16 protein-coding genes, 1 tRNA gene and 1 pseudogene are annotated in these 17,650 nt (G+C 70.4%); 16 read left to right on the plus strand and 2 right to left on the minus strand.

What is annotated here, in order from left to right; genetic code table 11:
* Positions 1 to 125: 125 nt before the first annotated feature.
* The 9 genes and pseudogenes from AC07C1_RS25565 to AC07C1_RS25605 all read left to right on the plus strand — a co-directional run bounded on the left by AC07C1_RS25565 (position 126) and on the right by AC07C1_RS25605 (position 6,292).
* Complete coding sequence (locus AC07C1_RS25565; protein ID WP_478942558.1) at positions 126 to 482, plus strand: SCO3933 family regulatory protein; 357 nt, start codon at positions 126 to 128, stop codon at positions 480 to 482.
* Entirely contained in the window at positions 482 to 1,858 is a 1,377-nt protein-coding gene (locus AC07C1_RS25570; RefSeq protein WP_478942560.1) for an FtsK/SpoIIIE domain-containing protein, read from the plus strand. Before AC07C1_RS25565 ends, AC07C1_RS25570 begins: the two co-directional genes overlap by 1 nt.
* 90 nt (positions 1,859 to 1,948) lie before the next feature.
* Positions 1,949 to 2,596 carry a DUF2637 domain-containing protein gene (locus AC07C1_RS25575; RefSeq protein WP_478942562.1) on the plus strand — a complete coding sequence of 216 codons (648 nt, stop codon included), beginning with the start codon at positions 1,949 to 1,951 and terminating at the stop codon, positions 2,594 to 2,596.
* 12 nt (positions 2,597 to 2,608) lie between these two features.
* Positions 2,609 to 2,797 (plus strand): annotated as a pseudogene (locus AC07C1_RS25580) (mobile element transfer protein); the annotation flags it as partial.
* Between the two features lie 18 nt (positions 2,798 to 2,815).
* Positions 2,816 to 3,010 carry a hypothetical protein gene (locus AC07C1_RS25585; protein ID WP_478942712.1) on the plus strand — a complete coding sequence of 65 codons (195 nt, stop codon included), beginning with the start codon at positions 2,816 to 2,818 and terminating at the stop codon, positions 3,008 to 3,010.
* Positions 3,011 to 3,035: 25 nt separating this feature from the next.
* On the plus strand, positions 3,036 to 3,281 hold the full coding sequence (locus tag AC07C1_RS25590) for a SpdD protein (protein WP_478942564.1): 246 nt from the start codon (positions 3,036 to 3,038) through the stop codon (positions 3,279 to 3,281).
* Positions 3,282 to 3,438: 157 nt separating this feature from the next.
* Complete coding sequence (locus AC07C1_RS25595) at positions 3,439 to 4,752, plus strand: replication initiator (protein ID WP_478942565.1); 1,314 nt, start codon at positions 3,439 to 3,441, stop codon at positions 4,750 to 4,752.
* Complete coding sequence (locus AC07C1_RS25600; RefSeq protein WP_181925608.1) at positions 4,752 to 4,922, plus strand: helix-turn-helix transcriptional regulator; 171 nt, start codon at positions 4,752 to 4,754, stop codon at positions 4,920 to 4,922. Before AC07C1_RS25595 ends, AC07C1_RS25600 begins: the two co-directional genes overlap by 1 nt.
* Positions 4,919 to 6,292: a tyrosine-type recombinase/integrase gene (locus AC07C1_RS25605; protein WP_478942567.1), complete on the plus strand. Its 1,374-nt coding sequence runs from the start codon at positions 4,919 to 4,921 to the stop codon at positions 6,290 to 6,292. The genes AC07C1_RS25600 and AC07C1_RS25605 overlap by 4 nt, the downstream gene beginning before the upstream one ends.
* 65 nt (positions 6,293 to 6,357) lie before the next feature.
* On the opposite strand, the gene AC07C1_RS25610 is transcribed toward AC07C1_RS25605, so the two are convergent.
* A complete protein-coding gene (locus AC07C1_RS25610; RefSeq protein WP_478942569.1) occupies positions 6,358 to 7,002 on the minus strand; it encodes a hypothetical protein in 645 nt (214 codons plus the stop codon).
* A gap of 298 nt (positions 7,003 to 7,300) precedes the next feature.
* Positions 7,301 to 7,372, minus strand: a tRNA-Arg gene (locus tag AC07C1_RS25615).
* 233 nt (positions 7,373 to 7,605) lie between these two features.
* On the opposite strand from AC07C1_RS25615, the gene AC07C1_RS25620 reads away from it, so the two are divergent.
* The 7 genes from AC07C1_RS25620 to rho all read left to right on the plus strand — a co-directional run bounded on the left by AC07C1_RS25620 (position 7,606) and on the right by rho (position 17,546).
* On the plus strand, positions 7,606 to 8,178 hold the full coding sequence (locus AC07C1_RS25620; RefSeq protein WP_478942570.1) for a response regulator: 573 nt from the start codon (positions 7,606 to 7,608) through the stop codon (positions 8,176 to 8,178).
* A gap of 221 nt (positions 8,179 to 8,399) precedes the next feature.
* Positions 8,400 to 9,737, plus strand: a complete 1,338-nt coding sequence (gene nrtL, locus AC07C1_RS25625; protein ID WP_478942572.1) for an ArgS-related anticodon-binding protein NrtL — start codon at positions 8,400 to 8,402, stop codon at positions 9,735 to 9,737.
* A gap of 54 nt (positions 9,738 to 9,791) precedes the next feature.
* Entirely contained in the window at positions 9,792 to 11,183 is a 1,392-nt protein-coding gene (gene lysA, locus AC07C1_RS25630) for a diaminopimelate decarboxylase (RefSeq protein ID WP_478942573.1), read from the plus strand.
* Positions 11,184 to 11,355: 172 nt separating this feature from the next.
* Positions 11,356 to 12,648, plus strand: coding sequence for a homoserine dehydrogenase (locus tag AC07C1_RS25635; RefSeq protein ID WP_478942575.1), 1,293 nt, complete (start codon positions 11,356 to 11,358; stop codon positions 12,646 to 12,648).
* Between the two features lie 6 nt (positions 12,649 to 12,654).
* The gene (thrC, locus tag AC07C1_RS25640) at positions 12,655 to 13,713 is read left to right on the plus strand and encodes a threonine synthase (RefSeq protein WP_478942577.1); all 1,059 of its coding nucleotides are present in this window, start codon (positions 12,655 to 12,657) and stop codon (positions 13,711 to 13,713) included.
* A 482-nt stretch (positions 13,714 to 14,195) separates the two neighbouring features.
* Entirely contained in the window at positions 14,196 to 15,113 is a 918-nt protein-coding gene (gene thrB / locus AC07C1_RS25645) for a homoserine kinase (protein ID WP_478942714.1), read from the plus strand.
* Between the two features lie 405 nt (positions 15,114 to 15,518).
* Positions 15,519 to 17,546, plus strand: coding sequence for a transcription termination factor Rho (gene rho / locus AC07C1_RS25650; RefSeq protein WP_478942579.1), 2,028 nt, complete (start codon positions 15,519 to 15,521; stop codon positions 17,544 to 17,546).
* The last annotated feature ends 104 nt before the right edge of the window (positions 17,547 to 17,650 follow it).

Genomic DNA, 17,650 nt, shown 5'->3' on the forward strand with positions numbered 1-17,650 from the left:
TCGTACACGCCGACAGGCTTACTCGTATAGACGAGCAGACAAGTTGTGTGGCAAGGTGGTCACGTTCCCGGTGATGACGGGTTCCCAGATCGCTTCTTGTATAGACGAGTAGATAGGAAGAAGCCTTGCGCACCATCCGTGTGGAGACCTCGGCCGCGACGATCCTGCTGACCGAGGCGCCCGAGCCCAAGGTCCGTGACCGGCAGACGGGCGAGATCGCGAAGGACGCCGTCAGCGGTGAGTCGCTGATGACGATCGGCGTCGTGTACATCGAGGAGGGAGAGTCGTCCCTAATCAAGGTGACCGTTCCGGAGAGCGGAGTCCCGGAAGGCCTCGTCCTCGGCTCGCCGGTCTCGCTGCCCGGTCTGGCCGCTCGGCCGTGGGAGAGCGTGTTCAACGGACAGCAGCGGCACGGCATCGCCTACCGGGCCGCCGCCGTCACCCCGGCCACCTTCCCCGCCGTCGTGGGGGCCTCCGCCTGATGTCCGACCTGACAACGCTCCTGGAGGTGGGTGGTCCCGTCGCCGCACTCGGCGGTGGGGCTGCCTACACCCGGGCGCGACACCCCGGCCTCTACTGGTCCACGGTCGGCTTACCGCTCTCCACGGCCCGGCTGCTCAGCTCGTACGGGTCTGTCGTGGAAGCCTGCGGCCTCACCGTGGCCCCGTCCCGGCTGCGCGTCCTGGCGGTCAAGGCCACCAGCCGCCGCGAGGTCCGACCCGTACCGCCGCGACGCGGAATCATCCGGCCGACCACGACCGGGCTTCGTCTCCGTCTGAGGCTCGCCCCCGGGCAGGAACCCGCTGACCTGGCCGCTTCCGCCGAACGGCTGCGGCACGCCTGGGGCGTCCACGCCGTCTACGTGACCACGGTCAAACCCGGTGTGGTGGACCTGCGGCTCGTCGGCTTCGACGTGCTGAAGCGGGTCCGCATGCCGCGCAAGGTCCCCGCAGGTCTTCTCCAAGTGCCGGTCGCGCTGCGGGAGGACGCCACGCCGTTCGTACGCGACTACCTCACCGTGCCGCATCAACTCACGCTCGGCGCGACCCTGTCCGGGAAGTCCATGTACCTGCGCCACCTGGTGACCGGCCTCGCTCATCAGCCCGTCGCCCTGGTCGGTATCGACTGCAAGCGCGGCGTGGAGTTGGCGCCCTTCGCTCCGCGGCTCTCGGCGCTGGCCACCGACCCGGACCAGGCAGCCGAGCTGCTGCCCGCGCTCATCAGGGAAATGGACGACCGGTACGACCTGATCAAGGCCCGGCAGGGCATCGCACCCGGCACACCGGACGAGGAGATCACCTCCGATATCTGGGGACTGCCCGAGCGCGAACGCCCCGTACCCGTCGTGCTGTTCGTCGACGAGGTCGCTGAACTCTTCCTTGTCGCGACCAAGAAGGAAGAGGAACGCCGGGACGAGATGGTCACCCAGCTCATCCGGCTCGCCCAGCTCGGCCGCGCCGCCGGCATCTACCTGGAGGTGTGCGGGCAGCGATTCGGGGCCGAGCTGGGCAAGGGAGCGACCATGCTGCGGGCTCAGTTGACCGGCCGCGTCTGCCACCGCGTCAACGACGAAGCCTCCGCCAAGATGGCACTCGGCGACATCGCACCCGAAGCGGTCTCCGCCGCGTGCGCCATCGCGCCCGAACGTCCCGGCCTCGCCGTGGCCGGCGACACCTCCGGTGGCTGGTCCCGCATCCGCACGCCGTACCTCTCCCTTGGCGATGCCGCCCAGACCTGTCGCGACTCGGCGCACCTGATCCCGGATCTTCCCGCGCTCAAGCGCTTCCAGCCCGAGGTGCCAGTGCGGCCGGTCGGAACCGCGTCCCCGGTCGTGAAGCCCAGGCCTGTGACCGACTGACCCGGCGCATCCGCCTCACCTCCGGTTGGCGTGACCGCCTCGCGCCATGTCCCTACCCCGGCCATGCCTGAATCCGGAAGGAGCCGCAGCATGCGTGCCCTGCTGGCCCGCGTCGACGCGGTACTCGTCCAAGCGGTCATCGCCGCCGCGCTGTCCTTCGCCCACCTGCACGACATCGCCACGGCCGCCGGTCAGGACGGGTGGAAGGCGTGGGCATATCCCGTCTCCGTCGACCTGCTGCTCGTCGCCGCCTGGCGCCGACTTCGGGCCGGTGACGCGAAAGCGGCCGGGTGGTGCTGGTTCGTGATCGCGCTGACAGCGTCCCTCGGAGCGAACGTCGCCACCGCAGGACTCCTCGACATCGACCAGGTACCGGCCTGGCTGCGCATCCTCGTGGCGGGCTGGCCCGCGGTCGCCTTCCTCGGCGGCACGCTCCTCGCCCATTCCGCACCCGTGGCGGAGGGCCAACCCGAGACCGCCGACGGACCAAAGCCGCTCCCGGCCATCGAGGACCAGGAGGACGAGCCCGAGTCCGCGCCCGAGCCCCCGCTCCCGCCGGCCGCCGCACCGACTCCCGATCCACCCCCTGTCCCCGTCCCGGCCGCCCTGGTCGAGCACGCCCGCAAGGTCGCCGCCGAACACCACGCCCGGACCGGGGAGGCCATCGACACCCCGACCCTGCGCGCCCGCCTCGGCGTCCCGCTGCTCATGGCCGACGCCATCGCCGCCCAGCTCTGAAGGGAGACCAGCATGTCCGCCAACCGCCGCTTCCGCTCCGTCACCCGAATCGGCCCCGTCCAGGTCGGCACCTCCTGCGACGGACGCGGCCGCGAGAAGCACACCGCCGCCTGCACGGCTCCGCGCTGCGGCTTCTCCGCCGACTACGACAGCCGAGCCGCCGCCGAACTGGCCGCCCGCACCCATCGCTGCCCCGTCCGCGGAAAGGACCCCGAGCCCGTGACCGTCAGCCTGCCCCTCGTCGTCGTCCTCGGCTTCTTCGCCTGGGGAGCGGTCAAGTTCCTCGGCGTCCGCACCTGGATCGTCGTCCTGATCGCCCTGTTCGGCTTCTGGCTCTCGCACACGTTCCTGGCCCCGGCCATCGAGGCCGGCACGCGCTCCGGCGTGGGCATCGTCAACGGCTCACATGACTAGACGAGTAGGTAAGGAGAGTTTCGCCGTGTTCCTGCCCAAGTACCCAGACAACCCGACCCCGCCGCCCTCGCACACCCACAACACGGCCGAATCGGTGCCCATGCGGCGTTCGGCGCCCCAGATCTCCGTCAGCACCGGTGCGGTCGCCGCCATCCTCGTCGGCGGGGTCGTGCTGACCGCGCTCCTGGCCGCCGTCGCCGTCACGGCCGTCTCCGTGGCCGTAGCCGCCGTGGTCCTGCGCTCGATGCTCCGCGACCAGCACCGCCGCTGACGCACCGGACCCCCGGGCCGGCCACGACACCCCCAAGCATCGGCCGCCCCGGGGGCCCTCTCTCCTCCCAACCCAAGCCAGAAGGAGCAAGCTCATCAGCACCCGCGCCACCCCGCCCCCGCTGACCGAACTCGGAGACCTGGCCGCCCTCGGCACCATGCCCGCCCTTCTGCGGCAACTCTCGGCCCTCGGCGGCTGCACGCACCCGATCCGCCTCGACGGCCACCGCACCGAGTACGACGTCAACACCCGCACCGGTGAGATCGGCGGCGTCCTCCACCACCTCGACTCCGCCGATCTCCCGGCCGGTCACCTCCTCGTCCGCTGCAACAACCGCCGCACGACCCGCTGCGCGGCCTGCGCCGAGGTCTACCGCCGGGACACCTTCCACCTGATCACCGCCGGCCTGCGCGGCGGGAAGGGCGTCCACGAACGCGTCGCCGCACACCCCCGCGTCTTTGCCACCTTCACCGCCCCCGGCTTCGGTCCCGTCCACAACCGCCCCACCGGCACGGCCGGTTCGGTCCGACCCTGCCGCTGCGGCACCCTCCACGACCAGGACGACGCCGCCCTCGGCACCCCGCTCGACCCGGACGCCTACGACTACGAAGCGGCCATCCTCTGGAACGCGCACGCCGGTCCGCTGTGGCGCCGCTTCTCGACCTACCTGCGTCGCGAGGTCGCCAAGCGCGCCGGCCTCACGCAACGGGTCTTCCGCGAGCACGCCCGGGTGTCCTTCGCCAAGGTGGCCGAGTACCAGAAGCGCGGGGCTGTCCACTTCCACGCCGTCATCCGCATCGACGGCCCGGAGGGCGGCGACAGTCCGCCTCCCGCCTGGGCCACCGCCGAGTTGCTGGCCGACGCCATCCGGGCCGCCGCTGCTGCCGCTCGTGTGGACGGCCCGGTCATCGACGGCCGGGCCCATGCGTTCGCCTTCGGCCGTCAGCTCGACGTCCGCACGATCCGTTCCGCCGACTTCGACGGCGGCGAGGAGCTGACCGAGCGGGCTGTGGCCGCCTACATCGCCAAGTACGCCACCAAGGGTGCCGAGACTGCCACGGGAGCTCTTGACCGCCCGCTCAAGTTCGCCGCCGAACTCGCCCAGCTCGACATCAGCGACCACGCCCGCCGCCTCATCCGAACGGCCTGGACTCTCGGCGCCCGCAAGGATCTCGAACACCTCCGCCTGCGCGCCTGGGCCCACATGCTCGGGTTCCGCGGCCACTTCTCCACCAAGTCCCGCCGCTACTCCACCACCCTCGGTGCCCTGCGCGACGCACGTGCTGAGTGGCGCCGTGCGCAAGCCGTAGCGGCGAACGAGACAGACCCGGGCACGACTCTCGTCCTCGCCCACTGGGTCTACGCCGGAACCGGCCTCACCGACGCAGAGGCCTGGCTGACCGAATCCCTCGAACCCGCCCTTGGAACGGAAGGAGAACCGACATGGACCAGCACCGCCGTGACGAGCTGATGACCGTCCGCCAGGTGCTCGATGAGCTCGGCGGCGTTTCTCGACGGACCTTCTACCGCTGGCGCGAACTCGGCCAAGGGCCTGCGGCATTCAAGCTCCCGAACGGAGAGCTTCGCGTCTGGCGGAGCGACTTCGCCACATGGCTGCGACAGCTGGAGGCGGCGGCGTGAAGTCCCTTGATGTCAAGGTCTGGGGCGTCCGTAAGCGGGACACCAAAACGCCCTCGTACGGTGTCCGGTGGTCCGTGGCGGGCAACGTTTTCTCGGAGTCCTTCCGTACCAAGGCGCTTGCCGATCACTACCGCACCAAGCTCATGCGTGCGATGCGCGACGGTGAGGAGTTCGACGCCAAGTCGGGCCTTCCGGCCTCGATGGAAGAGAAGAAGTCGGCCGTATCGTGGTACGCCTTCGCGCTCAGGTATCTCGCCATGAAGTGGCCCCATGCGGCCCCTAATACGCGAGACGGCATTAACGAATCTCTCACCAGCGTGACGCTGGAACTTCTCGAAGACCGTCCCGGACGGCCGTCCGACGAGGCAATTCGCAAAGCACTGCGCAACTGGGCCTTCGTGCTGCCGGGGCCTGATGATCGGAAAGTCCCGGACGACGTGCGGAACGTTCTGCACTGGGTGTCCAAGGCGTCTCGACCGCTCGCCGACCTCGCTGAACCTGCCACGGCCCGTGCAGTCCTCGACTCGCTGAAGCTCAAGCTCGACGGCATGGCAGCGGCGGCGGAGACAGTGCGGCGTAAGCGCCGGACGCTTGTGAACGCGGCGAACTACGCCGTTGACCTGGGGGAGCTGCGAGAGAACCCCATCACGGCAGTTCGCTGGCAGAAGCCGAAGGTGTCCAACCAGGTCGACCCGCGGGTCGTCGCCAACCAGGAGCAGGCTCGCAACCTCCTGGCGGCCGTGTCCTATGTAGGCGGCTACCGGCGTGCTCGGGGCCGGCGTCTCGTCGGCCTGTTTGCGGCGATGTACTTCGGTGGCCTGCGGCCTGCTGAGGCGGTCGGCCTGGTCGAGACTGACCTTGTTCTCTCCGAGCAGGGCTGGGGATCGGCATTGCTCCACCGGACCCGCCCTTCGGTCGGCAAGCAGTGGACCGACTCGGGGGAGACCCACGACGACCGCGGACTCAAGAACCGGCCGACGGAGGACGTTCGGCGTGTGCCCATTCCGCCCCAGCTCGTTGCCGTGCTGCGCGAGCACCTGACCACGTTCGGCACGGCGGAAGACGGGAGGCTCTTCTTCAGCGAGAAGGGTTCGGTCGTCCCATCCTCGACCTACTACCGGGTGTGGCAGGAGGCTCGGCTTCTGGCGCTCCCGCCGGCCGTCGCGGCTTCGCCGCTCGCGAGTCGCCCCTACGACCTTCGGCACTCGGCGCTGTCGACGTGGCTGAATGCCGGGGTGGATCCCACCGAGGTTGCCGAGCGTGCCGGGAACAGCGTTGAGGTGCTGCTGACCCGCTACGCAAAGTGCCTCGACGGACGGCAGGACGTTGCCAACCGACGCATCGAGGACCTACTCCGCGAGTACGAGTGACACCAGTCGCACGTATTCGAGGCCCCCTGGCATCTCCCAGGGGGCCGCATTCTTTGCGCTGCCTGTCAATTGAGTCCGGCGGTCCGGGATCGTTCTGCCGTGAGTATGCGATCTAGGTCGTTCCGCGCGTCGCGGAGCGCGGCGAGAATCTGCATACGAGTCTGCGCGAAATGGGGGTCGACCTCGACACCCAGGTCGTGTCGCAACGTGACCCGTAGCAGATAGACGCCATCGGACAGAGGGCCGCCGAACCATGTCTTCGCCCGCTGGTATGCCTCGCCGAGATTGGGGCTGTTCGGCAATTGCTTGACGACTGCGTACCCAACTCCGAGCGACCTGTTAAGTGCCGAGGCTACGTGTAGGACATCCTTCGCCAGTGTCATCTGTGCCTGGGAGTATTGGTCGGCCCAGGCATCTTTGGCGGCGTCGAGGAACGCTGGGTCGAGGCTTTCACCGCGCTCAGATGCTAGGACAGCGTCTCGGGCGGCGACTCGATAGGCACGAGCTGCGGTGTTCAGACGGGCATAGAGATCGCGCTTTGCTTGCAGCGCTTGCTCATCACGCTCCTGCTCTCGCTCACGTTCGGCACGCCGGTTCTGCTCCGCGGCTTCAGCGTGGCTAGCGCGCTGGCTAAGTACTGCCCCTCCCAGAGTCCCGCCCAGCGCCCCTCCGACGCTGATGAGCGTGACTGCAAGCGTTGTCACATCCACGAGATCCCCAACTCGTCCTGGTGTGAGTCGGCAGGCGACACGACGGCAACCTGCCATGCCCATGCTCCCTACCCTTCGACACATGGTTCAAGACCGGGCCAACAGGAAGGAAGAGCAGGTCTGCTCGCTCAACTCCTATAGGACTCATCACCTGCGGGAATGCCGCAAGATCCCGTCCACAGCTCGTCCACAGACCGTGTCATCGGGTCGCTTCAGGCCGCATACGCCTGCACATACGCGAAGACCCCGGCCTCAGCGTTTCCGCTGGTGACGGGGTCTTTGGGCACCTCATGCTGGGTGCCCCCGGCAGGATTCGAACCTGCGCACACGGCTCCGGAGGCCGTTGCTCTATCCCCTGAGCTACGGGGGCGTGTCGGCTGCGGAGCTGCTCGCTCGCGGCGACGGGTAGAACACTAGCAGGTCCGGCGGGGTGATCAGGAACCCGTTTCCGCGGGTGGGGCGGAGACGGGTCCCCGGGGATGGGGTGGGGCGGCGCTGTAGCGCGAGGCGAGTGGTTGCCGAGCGGGGTGGAAGGGTCCCCTGTACGGGGTGGAAGTGGGGAAAACCCGGACGCGGTGGCCGGTCCGGACCTACTCTCGACGTGTGCCAGGCGCGTCGGGCCGGGTGCTTGTTGTGGACGACAACAAGGTCATCCGGCAGCTGATCAGGGTCAATCTCGAGCTGGAAGGGCTTGAGGTCGTGACCGCGGCCGATGGTGCCGAGTGTCTGGATGTCGTGCACCAGGTGCGGCCCGATGTCGTGACGCTCGACGTCGTCATGCCCCGGCTGGACGGGCTGCGTACAGCCGCCCGGCTCCGCGCGGATCCCCGTACGCGTCACCTTCCCCTCGCCATCATCAGCGCGTGCAATCAGTACGAGGTCGAGACCGGCCTCGATGTGGGCGTGGACGCCTTCCTCGCCAAGCCCTTCGAACCTGCCGAACTCGTGCGACTCGTCAAAGACTTGATCGAGCGCCGGACCGGGCACGGCCATGGGCAGGGCCATGGGCACGGACATGGGTATGGGGGAGTGGGGCATCGTGGCGAGGGGGCCGGAGGCGATGGGCGCGGAGGGGGAGAGGGTAGTGGCCCGGATCGGGGTGGGGGCGGTGACGGGGAAGGCGACGACGACGGGGTCGCCGATGAGGTGCCGGATGGGGTCTCCTTCGGCGGGTAGGGCCGAACCCTGTGGCCGGCAGTCAGTGTCGGGTCGCCGTCGCCGTCGCCTGGGTCGCGTTGTGTGGCCGCCGGTCTACCAGGGACTCCTGTCGCTGCCGAGCCGGGAGCGGTCCTCTGCGGTTGGAGTCCTGGCCCGTGGTCGGTCCCGGCGCGGGCACCTGCCGTCCGTAGGTTGAACCGCCTCGCCTCCCCACCCCCCTCCTCCCCTACGCTTGTCCCGTGACCCCCGTCGAGCTCTCCCGCACCGTGCTGCGCGCGGTGCGCCGTGCTGTCGATGACGGGGAGCTGAGTGTGACGGTGCCCGAGCGGGCCGTGGTGACCGAGCCGGGTCCCGGGGGATGCGGGGACTACGCCACCAACATCGCCCTCCAGCTCGCTCGGCCGGCCGGGCAGCCGCCGCGTCGGGTCGCCGAGATCCTGCGGCCCCTTCTCCTCGGTGCCGACGGCATCCGGGACGTCGTCGTCACCGGGCCCGGGTTCCTCAACATCAGCCTCGATGCGCAGGCCGACCTCGTCGGCGGTCTGGTCCGGGAGATCCGCGCCCGTGGTGCCGCGTACGGACATGGTGACGCCCTCGCCGGGCAGGTCGTCGCGCTGCGGGTGCCGTACGAGGTCCGGGCCGAGGTCGTCGCCGACGCGGTGGTGCGGATCGTGGCCACCCAGGGCGGGCGGGCCTCCGTCGAACACGGCGCGCCGGTCAACCTACGGCCCGTGCCGGCCCCCGAAGACCCCGCCCCGCTCGGCCCCGACGCCGCCCGGTGGGCCCTTCTCCACCCCGCCCCGCACGACCGGCCCCGGATCACCGCCGATCACCTGGTGCAGCGGGAGAGCAACCCCCTCTTCCGCGTCCGTTACGCCCACGCCCGCATCCGCTCCCTCAGCCGCAACGCCGCCCGCCTCGGCTTCACCGCCGAGCCCGGTCCCGTCGCCCTCGGTGAGGCTCGCCCGCCTGTAGGGGCCCGGGTGCCCGTCGGGGGCCAGGTGCCCACCAAGGCCCATCTGCTCGTCGGGTCGCCCATGGACAGCGGTGTGATCACCACCGACACCGGCCCCACCCTCGTAATCACCGGCGCCGCCCCTGCGACCGCCGCCGGCACTCAGGCGAACGCCTCCGTCCCTGCGACCGCCGCCGGCACTCAGGCGAACGCCTCCGTCCCCGCGACCGCCGCCGGCACTCAGGCGAACGCCTCCGTCCCCGCGACCGCCGCCGGCACTCAGGCGAACGCCTCCGTCCCCGCGACCGCAGACACCCCCGGCGCCAGCGCCCCCGCGCACCCCGCCACTGCCATCCCCCACCTCCGCGACCTCCTGACCCCCCTCGCCGACCACCCCCGCATCCTCGCCGTGGCCGCCGCTCACCGGGCCCCGGACCGGCTGGCGCGGCATCTCGTCGGCGTTGCCGATGCCGTGCTGCCTTTTCTGCCCTGTGTGCTTCCCCGTGGTGAGGAGAAACCCTCGGCCGCCCACCGCGCCCGGCTGGCCCTCGCCGAAGCCGCCGGGACGGTGCTGGCCGGTGGCCTCTCCCTGCTCGGTATCGACGCACCCGAACACCTCTGAGGGCCGGAGAAAACATGGGCCCCGGAGAGACACAGAGAGTCTGAGAGTCACGTCATGAGCCGTTCCGCGCACCCCGCCGGGCCCCGTCACGCCGATGTCCTTCCGGAGGGGCACTACTCCGCGCCGCCCACGGACCTCAACGCCCTCGACCGGAAGGTGTGGGCCCAGACGGTCACGCGCAACGCCGACGGCGTCGTCACCGTCGGCGGGATCGACGTCACGCGGCTGGCCGAGGAGTTCGGCACCCCCGCCTACGTCCTCGACGAGACCGACTTCCGGGCCCGGGCACGCGCCTGGCGCGCCGCCTTCGGGAGTGGCGCCGACGTGTTCTACGCCGGCAAGGCGTTCCTCTCCCGTGCCGTCGTGCGGTGGCTGCACGAGGAGGGGCTGAATCTCGACGTGTGCTCCAGTGGTGAGCTGGCCACCGCGCTCTCCGCCGGCATGCCCGCCGAGCGCATCGCCTTCCACGGCAACAACAAGTCCGTGGAGGAGATCACCAGGGCCGTCGAGGCCGGTGTCGGCCGGATCGTTCTCGACTCCTTCCAGGAGATCGTGCGGGTCGCGCACATCGCGCAGTCCCTCGGGAAGCGGCAGAAGGTCCAGATCCGGATCACGGTGGGGGTGGAGGCGCACACGCACGAGTTCATCGCCACCGCCCACGAGGACCAGAAGTTCGGCATTCCGCTGGCCGGCGGGCAGGCCGCCGAGGCCGTACGGCGGGCCCTGCAGCTCGACGGTCTCGAGCTGATCGGGATCCACTCGCACATCGGGTCGCAGATCTTCGACATGTCCGGGTTCGAGGTCGCCGCCCATCGGGTGGTCGGGCTGCTCAAGGACATCCGTGACGAACACGGCGTGGAGCTGCCGGAGATCGACCTCGGGGGCGGGCTCGGGATCGCCTACACCAGCGACGACGACCCCCGCGAGCCGCACGAGATCGCCAAGGCGCTCACCGAGATCGTCAGCCGTGAGTGCGAGGTCGCCAGGCTGCGCACCCCGCGCATCTCCGTCGAGCCCGGTCGCGCCATCGTGGGCCCCACCGCCTTCACCCTGTACGAGGTCGGCACGGTCAAGCCCCTGGACGGGCTGCGTACGTACGTCTCCGTCGACGGCGGCATGTCCGACAACATCCGCACCGCGCTGTACGACGCCGAGTACAGCGTCGCGCTCGTCTCGCGTACCAGTGACGCCGAGCCCATGCTCGCCCGGGTCGTGGGCAAGCACTGCGAGAGCGGGGACATCGTGGTCAAGGACGCGTTCCTGCCCGCCGACCTGGCACCTGGTGACCTCATCGCCGTACCGGCCACGGGCGCGTACTGCCGGTCCATGGCCAGCAACTACAACCATGTGCTCCGGCCGCCCGTCGTCGCCGTGAAGGACGGCGAGGCCCGGGTCATCGTCCGGCGCGAGACGGAGGAGGACCTCCTGCGTCTCGACGTCGGGTGACCGGAACGCGGGACGAAGTGCCGGAGGCCGGCGAGCCCCGGGGTGGAAGATCTACGGTCTGCCACCCCCGCACAAATGAAATCGATGTCTCACGATCCGGACGAAGGGTAGAAACTCCCGTCCGGTGAGTGAGACTGGTCCAACCGTAGACGGTATGAGGAAACGAGGTCGGATGATGCGTACGCGTCCGCTGAAGGTGGCGCTGCTGGGCTGTGGAGTGGTCGGCTCAGAGGTGGCGCGCATCATGACGACGCACGCCGACGACCTCGCCGCCCGGATCGGCGCCCCGGTCGAGCTCGCCGGGGTCGCCGTACGGCGCCCGGCCAGGTTGCGTGAGGGCATCGACCCCGCCCTCGTCACCACCGACGCCACCGCCCTCGTCAAACGCGGCGACATCGACGTCGTGGTGGAGGTCATCGGCGGCATCGAGCCCGCGCGGTCCCTCATCACCACCGCCTTCGAGCACGGTGCCTCCGTCGTCTCCGCCAACAAGGCGCTGCTCGCCCAGGACGGGGCCGCCCTGCACGCCGCCGCCGAGGAGCACGGCAGGGACCTGTACTACGAGGCCGCCGTCGCCGGCGCCATCCCGCTGATCCGGCCGCTGCGTGAGTCCCTCGCCGGGGACAAGGTGAACCGGGTGCTCGGCATCGTCAACGGCACGACCAACTTCATCCTCGACAAGATGGACTCCACGGGGGCGGGTTATCAGGAGGCCCTCGACGAGGCCACCGCGCTCGGGTACGCCGAGGCCGACCCGACCGCCGACGTCGAGGGGTTCGACGCCGCCGCCAAGGCCGCCATCCTCGCCGGAATCGCCTTCCACACGCGCGTGCGTCTCGACGACGTCTACCGCGAGGGCATGACCGAGGTCACCGCCGCCGACTTCCAGTCGGCCAAGGAGATGGGCTGCACCATCAAGCTGCTCGCCATCTGCGAGCGCTCGAAGGACGGCGCGTCGGTCACCGCGCGCGTGCATCCCGCGATGATCCCGCTCAGCCACCCGCTCGCCTCCGTGCGGGGCGCGTACAACGCCGTCTTCGTGGAATCCGACGCGGCCGGGCAGCTGATGTTCTACGGCCCCGGCGCCGGCGGCGCGCCCACCGCCTCCGCCGTGCTCGGCGACCTCGTCGCCGTGTGCCGCAATCTGCTGAGCGGCTCGACCGGGCCCGGCGAGTCGGCGTACGCCGCGCTGACCGTGTCGTCGATGGGCGAGGTCGTCACGCGGTACCACATCAGCCTCGACGTTGCGGACAAACCGGGCGTGCTCGCCCAGGTCGCGACCGTGTTCGCCGAGCACGGGGTGTCGATCGACACCGTTCGGCAGCAGGGCAAGGACGGCGAGGCCTCTCTCGTCGTCGTCACCCACCGGGCCTCCGACGCCTCCCTGTCCGGGACCGTCGAGGCGCTGCGCAAGCTCGACACCGTGCGGGGTGTCGCCAGCATCATGCGGGTTGAAGGAGAGTAACCAGCAATGACCCACCAGTGGCGCGGAATCATCGAGGAGTACCGGGACAGGCTGCCGGTATCCGACACCACGCCGGTCGTGACGCTCCGTGAGGGCGGCACGCCGCTCGTGCCCGCGCAGGTGCTCTCCGAGCGCACGGGCTGTGAGGTCCACCTGAAGGTGGAGGGGGCCAACCCCACCGGGTCCTTCAAGGACCGCGGCATGACCATGGCCATCAGCAAGGCCAAGGAGGAGGGGGCGAAGGCCGTCATCTGCGCCTCCACCGGCAACACGTCCGCCAGCGCGGCCGCGTACGCCGTACGGGCCGGCATGGTCTCCGCCGTGCTCGTGCCGCAGGGCAAGATCGCCCTCGGCAAGATGGGCCAGGCCCTCGTGCACGGCGCCAAGATCCTCCAGGTCGACGGCAACTTCGACGACTGCCTCACCCTCGCGCGCGCACTGAGCGACAACTACCCCGTGGCGCTGGTGAATTCGGTCAACCCCGTGCGTATCGAGGGCCAGAAGACGGCCGCCTTCGAGATCGTGGACATGCTCGGCGACGCGCCCGACATCCACGTCCTGCCGGTCGGCAACGCGGGCAACATCACCGCCTACTGGCGGGGCTACAAGGAGTACGCCGCCGACGGCATCGCCACCAGGACGCCCCGTATGTGGGGTTTCCAGGCATCCGGCAGTGCCCCGATCGTGCGCGGCGAGGTGGTCAAGGACCCGTCGACCATCGCCACCGCGATCCGCATCGGCAACCCCGCCTCCTGGCAGTACGCACTGGCCGCGCGGGACGAGTCCGGCGGTGCGATCGACGAGGTGACGGACCGTGAAATCCTGCGGGCGTACCGGTTGTTGGCCGCGCAGGAGGGTGTCTTCGTGGAGCCCGCCTCCGCCGCCTCCGTGGCCGGTCTGCTCAAGGCCGCCGAGCAGGGCAAGGTCGACCCGGGGCAGCGCATCGTGTGCACCGTCACCGGCAACGGTCTGAAGGACCCCGACTGGGCCGTCGCCGGCGCCCCGCAGCCGGTCACCGTCCCCGTCGACGCGGCCACCGCGGCCGAGCGCCTCGGCCTCACCTGAGCACCCGGGACCCGGGCCTCCCCGACGAGGAGGCCCGGGCCTTCCCGACGAGGAGGCCCGGGCCTTCCCCGTCGCGATCGCGGAGCCGTGGGTCGCCCCTGACACGGAGGCGCCCGTCTCTCCCCCGACGCGGAGATCCGGGCCCTCCCCGACAGGGAGCCCCGGACTTCCCCCGCCAAGGAGTCCCGGACCTCCCCCGGCAACGACTCCAGGGCTTGACCTGACAAGGAGCACACGGGGCTTACGACACGCATCGTGCGCCTCCTGTGCGCCCTATGTCGCCACAGAACCTTCCTTCGATAGGCTGTACCGAACCCGCCCACCGCATATGCCCCCGCGTGTGGCACGGCGCCGCGTCGTCTCCGCGGCCCGACGGGTCTTCGTACGTCATCGGATGTCCACCGAACATCGGTCGAATGTCCATCGAGTCCATCGAGTGTCATTCGACCGCCGTCACGCAGCTCAAGGAGAGTCAACGAGCGATGGCCGGTCCAGCGTTCCGCGCCGCCGCCGTCCGGGTGCGCGTTCCCGCCACCAGCGCCAATCTCGGTCCGGGCTTCGACGCCCTGGGCCTCGCGCTGGGGCTCTACGACGACGTGGTCGTCCGGGTGGCCGACTCCGGGCTGCACATCGACATCGCGGGTGAGGGCGGCGAGACCCTGCCGCGGGACGAGCGCCACCTGCTCGTCCGTGCCCTGCGCACCGCCTTCGATCTGCTGGGCGGACAGCCCCGCGGCCTGGAGATCGTCTGCGCCAACCGCATTCCGCACGGCCGTGGCCTCGGCTCCTCCTCCGCCGCCATCTGCGCCGGCATCGTCGCCGCCCGCGCGGTGACCATAGGCGGCGAGGCCCGGCTCGACGACGTCGCGCTGCTGGAGCTGGCCACCGAGATCGAGGGCCACCCGGACAATGTGGCGGCCTGTCTGCTCGGCGGTTTCACCCTGTCCTGGATGGAGTCCGGCGCCGCCCGGGCGATCAGGATGGAGCCGAACAATTCCATCGTTCCGGTGGTTTTCGTGCCCGGAAAGCCGGTCCTGACCGAGACCGCGCGCGGCCTGCTCCCGCGCACCGTGCCGCACGTCGACGCCGCCGCCAACGCGGGCCGCGCGGCCCTGCTCGTCGAGGCCCTCACCCGGCGCCCCGAGCTGCTGCTGCCCGCCACCGAGGACCGCCTCCACCAGGAGTACCGCGCCCCGGCCATGCCGGAGAGCGCCGCGCTGGTGGAACGGCTGCGGGGCGACGGCATCCCGGCCGTGATCTCCGGCGCCGGGCCCACCGTCATGGCGCTGGCCGACGCCGACAGCGCCGACAAGGTGGCCCACCTCGCAGGTGCGGGCTGGGCCGCGAACCGGCTGGACCTCGACGTCCAGGGAGCGAGCGTGCTGCCGCTTGCGACCTGACACACGGTTGCCGGATTTCGAGAGGGGGAATGTTTGTTGGATCCGGTAGTGTTAACCTCAAGTCTGCACCCGACCCCACCATGGCGAGGTGCCTCGTGTCCCCGTCCGGGACAGACATTCTTCCGGGAGCCTCCCACGCCACTCCGTGTCCTTTGCGCCGTACCTGGGCAGTACGACGTATGCGGGCGCTGAGCGGGCCGCCGGGCACGCTTCGGAATCGGCGCTACCACGCCACGTGACACTGGGTGCCACAGCTCGCGGAAGCGCCATCACCAGCAAATCTCTTTCCGCCGCTTTGGCGGACCACCGCCCCGGCACGGTTCACAGAAGACAGGACCGTAGCCGGACAGCACAACCGGTCGCCGAGCCAGACAGGCCGACGTCCGCTCCAGGGAAGGACCCTTCGTGAGCGACACCACCGATCTGATGGGCGCACGTGTCGAGGAGACCGCTGCCGCGCCCGCCACGGACGCCTCCGCGCCTGCCACCGGTGCCGGCTCCCGGCGGCGCCGCGGTACCGGCCTCGAGGGCATGGTGCTGGCCGAGCTGCAGCAGGTCGCCTCGGGCCTCGGCATCAGGGGCACCGCGCGTATGCGCAAGAGCCAGCTGATCGAGGTCATCAAGGAGGCCCAGGCCGGTGGGGGCGCCGCCCCCAAGGCCGAGGCCGCCGCCGAGACCAAGCCCAAGCGCCGGGCCACCTCCAAGGCCCGTACGGGTGAGGACGCGGAGAAGAAGGCCGAGGCCAAGAACGAGGCCCCCGCCGACAAGGCCGTGGCCCAGCAGCAGATCGAGATCCCCGGTCAGCCGTCCCCCAAGCTCTCGGCTCCGCTCGAGCAGGGTGGTGCCTCCACCGACGAGGCCCCCACCGAGCGCCGTCGCCGTCGCGCCACCGCGGATGCGGGCGCCCCCGCCGCGAGCAGCTCCGAGACCGTCGCCGCCGAGGCCAAGAGCGAGCCCAAGGGCGAGACGTCGGCCCAGCAGCAGGGCGACGCCAAGGGCGACGCCGGTGACGGCGACGGCCGTGGCCGCCGCGACCGCCGTGAGCGCGGCCGTGACCGTGACCGTGACCGCCGCGGCAAGGGCGACGACCAGCAGCAGGGCCAGGGCGGCGGTCGTCAGGACCGGCAGCAGCAGGGCCAGCCGCAGGGCGGCGGCCGCCAGGACCGCAACGCCGGTCCGCAGGACGACGACGACTTCGAGGGCGGCCGCCGGGGCCGTCGCGGCCGTTACCGGGACCGCCGTGGCCGTCGTGGCCGCGACGACATGGCCGTCGAGCCGCAGGTCGCCGACGACGACGTCCTGATCCCCGTCGCGGGCATCCTGGACATCCTCGACAACTACGCCTTCATCCGGACCTCCGGCTACCTGCCGGGCCCGAACGACGTGTACGTCTCCCTCGCCCAGGTCCGCAAGAACGGCCTGCGCAAGGGTGACCACGTCACCGGAGCGGTCCGGCAGCCGAAGGAGGGCGAGCGCCGCGAGAAGTTCAACGCGCTGGTCCGCCTCGACTCCGTCAACGGCATGGCGCCCGAACACGGCCGCGGCCGCCCGGAGTTCAACAAGCTGACCCCGCTCTACCCGCAGGACCGCCTCCGCCTGGAGACCGACCCGGGCGTGCTGACCACGCGCATCATCGACCTCGTCGCGCCGATCGGCAAGGGCCAGCGCGGTCTGATCGTGGCCCCGCCGAAGACCGGCAAGACCATGATCATGCAGGCGATCGCCAACGCGATCACGCACAACAACCCCGAGTGCCACCTGATGGTCGTCCTCGTCGACGAGCGTCCGGAAGAGGTCACCGACATGCAGCGGTCGGTGAAGGGCGAGGTCATCTCCTCGACCTTCGACCGCCCGGCCGAGGACCACACCACGGTCGCCGAGCTGGCCATCGAGCGCGCCAAGCGCCTCGTGGAGCTGGGCCACGACGTCGTCGTGCTGCTCGACTCGATCACGCGTCTGGGCCGTGCGTACAACCTCGCCGCCCCGGCCTCCGGCCGCATCCTGTCCGGTGGTGTCGACTCGACGGCCCTCTACCCGCCGAAGCGCTTCTTCGGTGCGGCCCGCAACATCGAGGACGGCGGCTCGCTCACCATCCTCGCCACCGCGCTGGTGGACACCGGGTCCCGCATGGACGAGGTGATCTTCGAGGAGTTCAAGGGCACCGGCAACGCGGAGCTCAAGCTCGACCGGAAGCTCGCCGACAAGCGCATCTTCCCGGCGGTGGACGTCGACGCGTCCGGTACCCGTAAGGAAGAGATCCTGCTCGGCAACGAGGAGCTGGCCGTCACCTGGAAGCTGCGCCGGGTGCTGCACGCGCTCGACCAGCAGCAGGCGATCGAGCTGCTTCTCGACAAGATGAAGCAGACCAAGTCGAACGGCGAGTTCCTGATGCAGATCCAGAAGACGACGCCGACTCCGGGCAACGGGGACTGAGTGTTCCCCGCCGAGATCTTTGCCACAAGGGTCTCGGTCGGTGCCGACTTCGGGCGGTCCGCCCTGTTCGGCCAACGTGCAGGTGAGGGCGGGGTGACCCGCTC

The sequence above is a fragment of the Streptomyces sp. NPDC045022 genome (genome assembly GCF_056432605.1).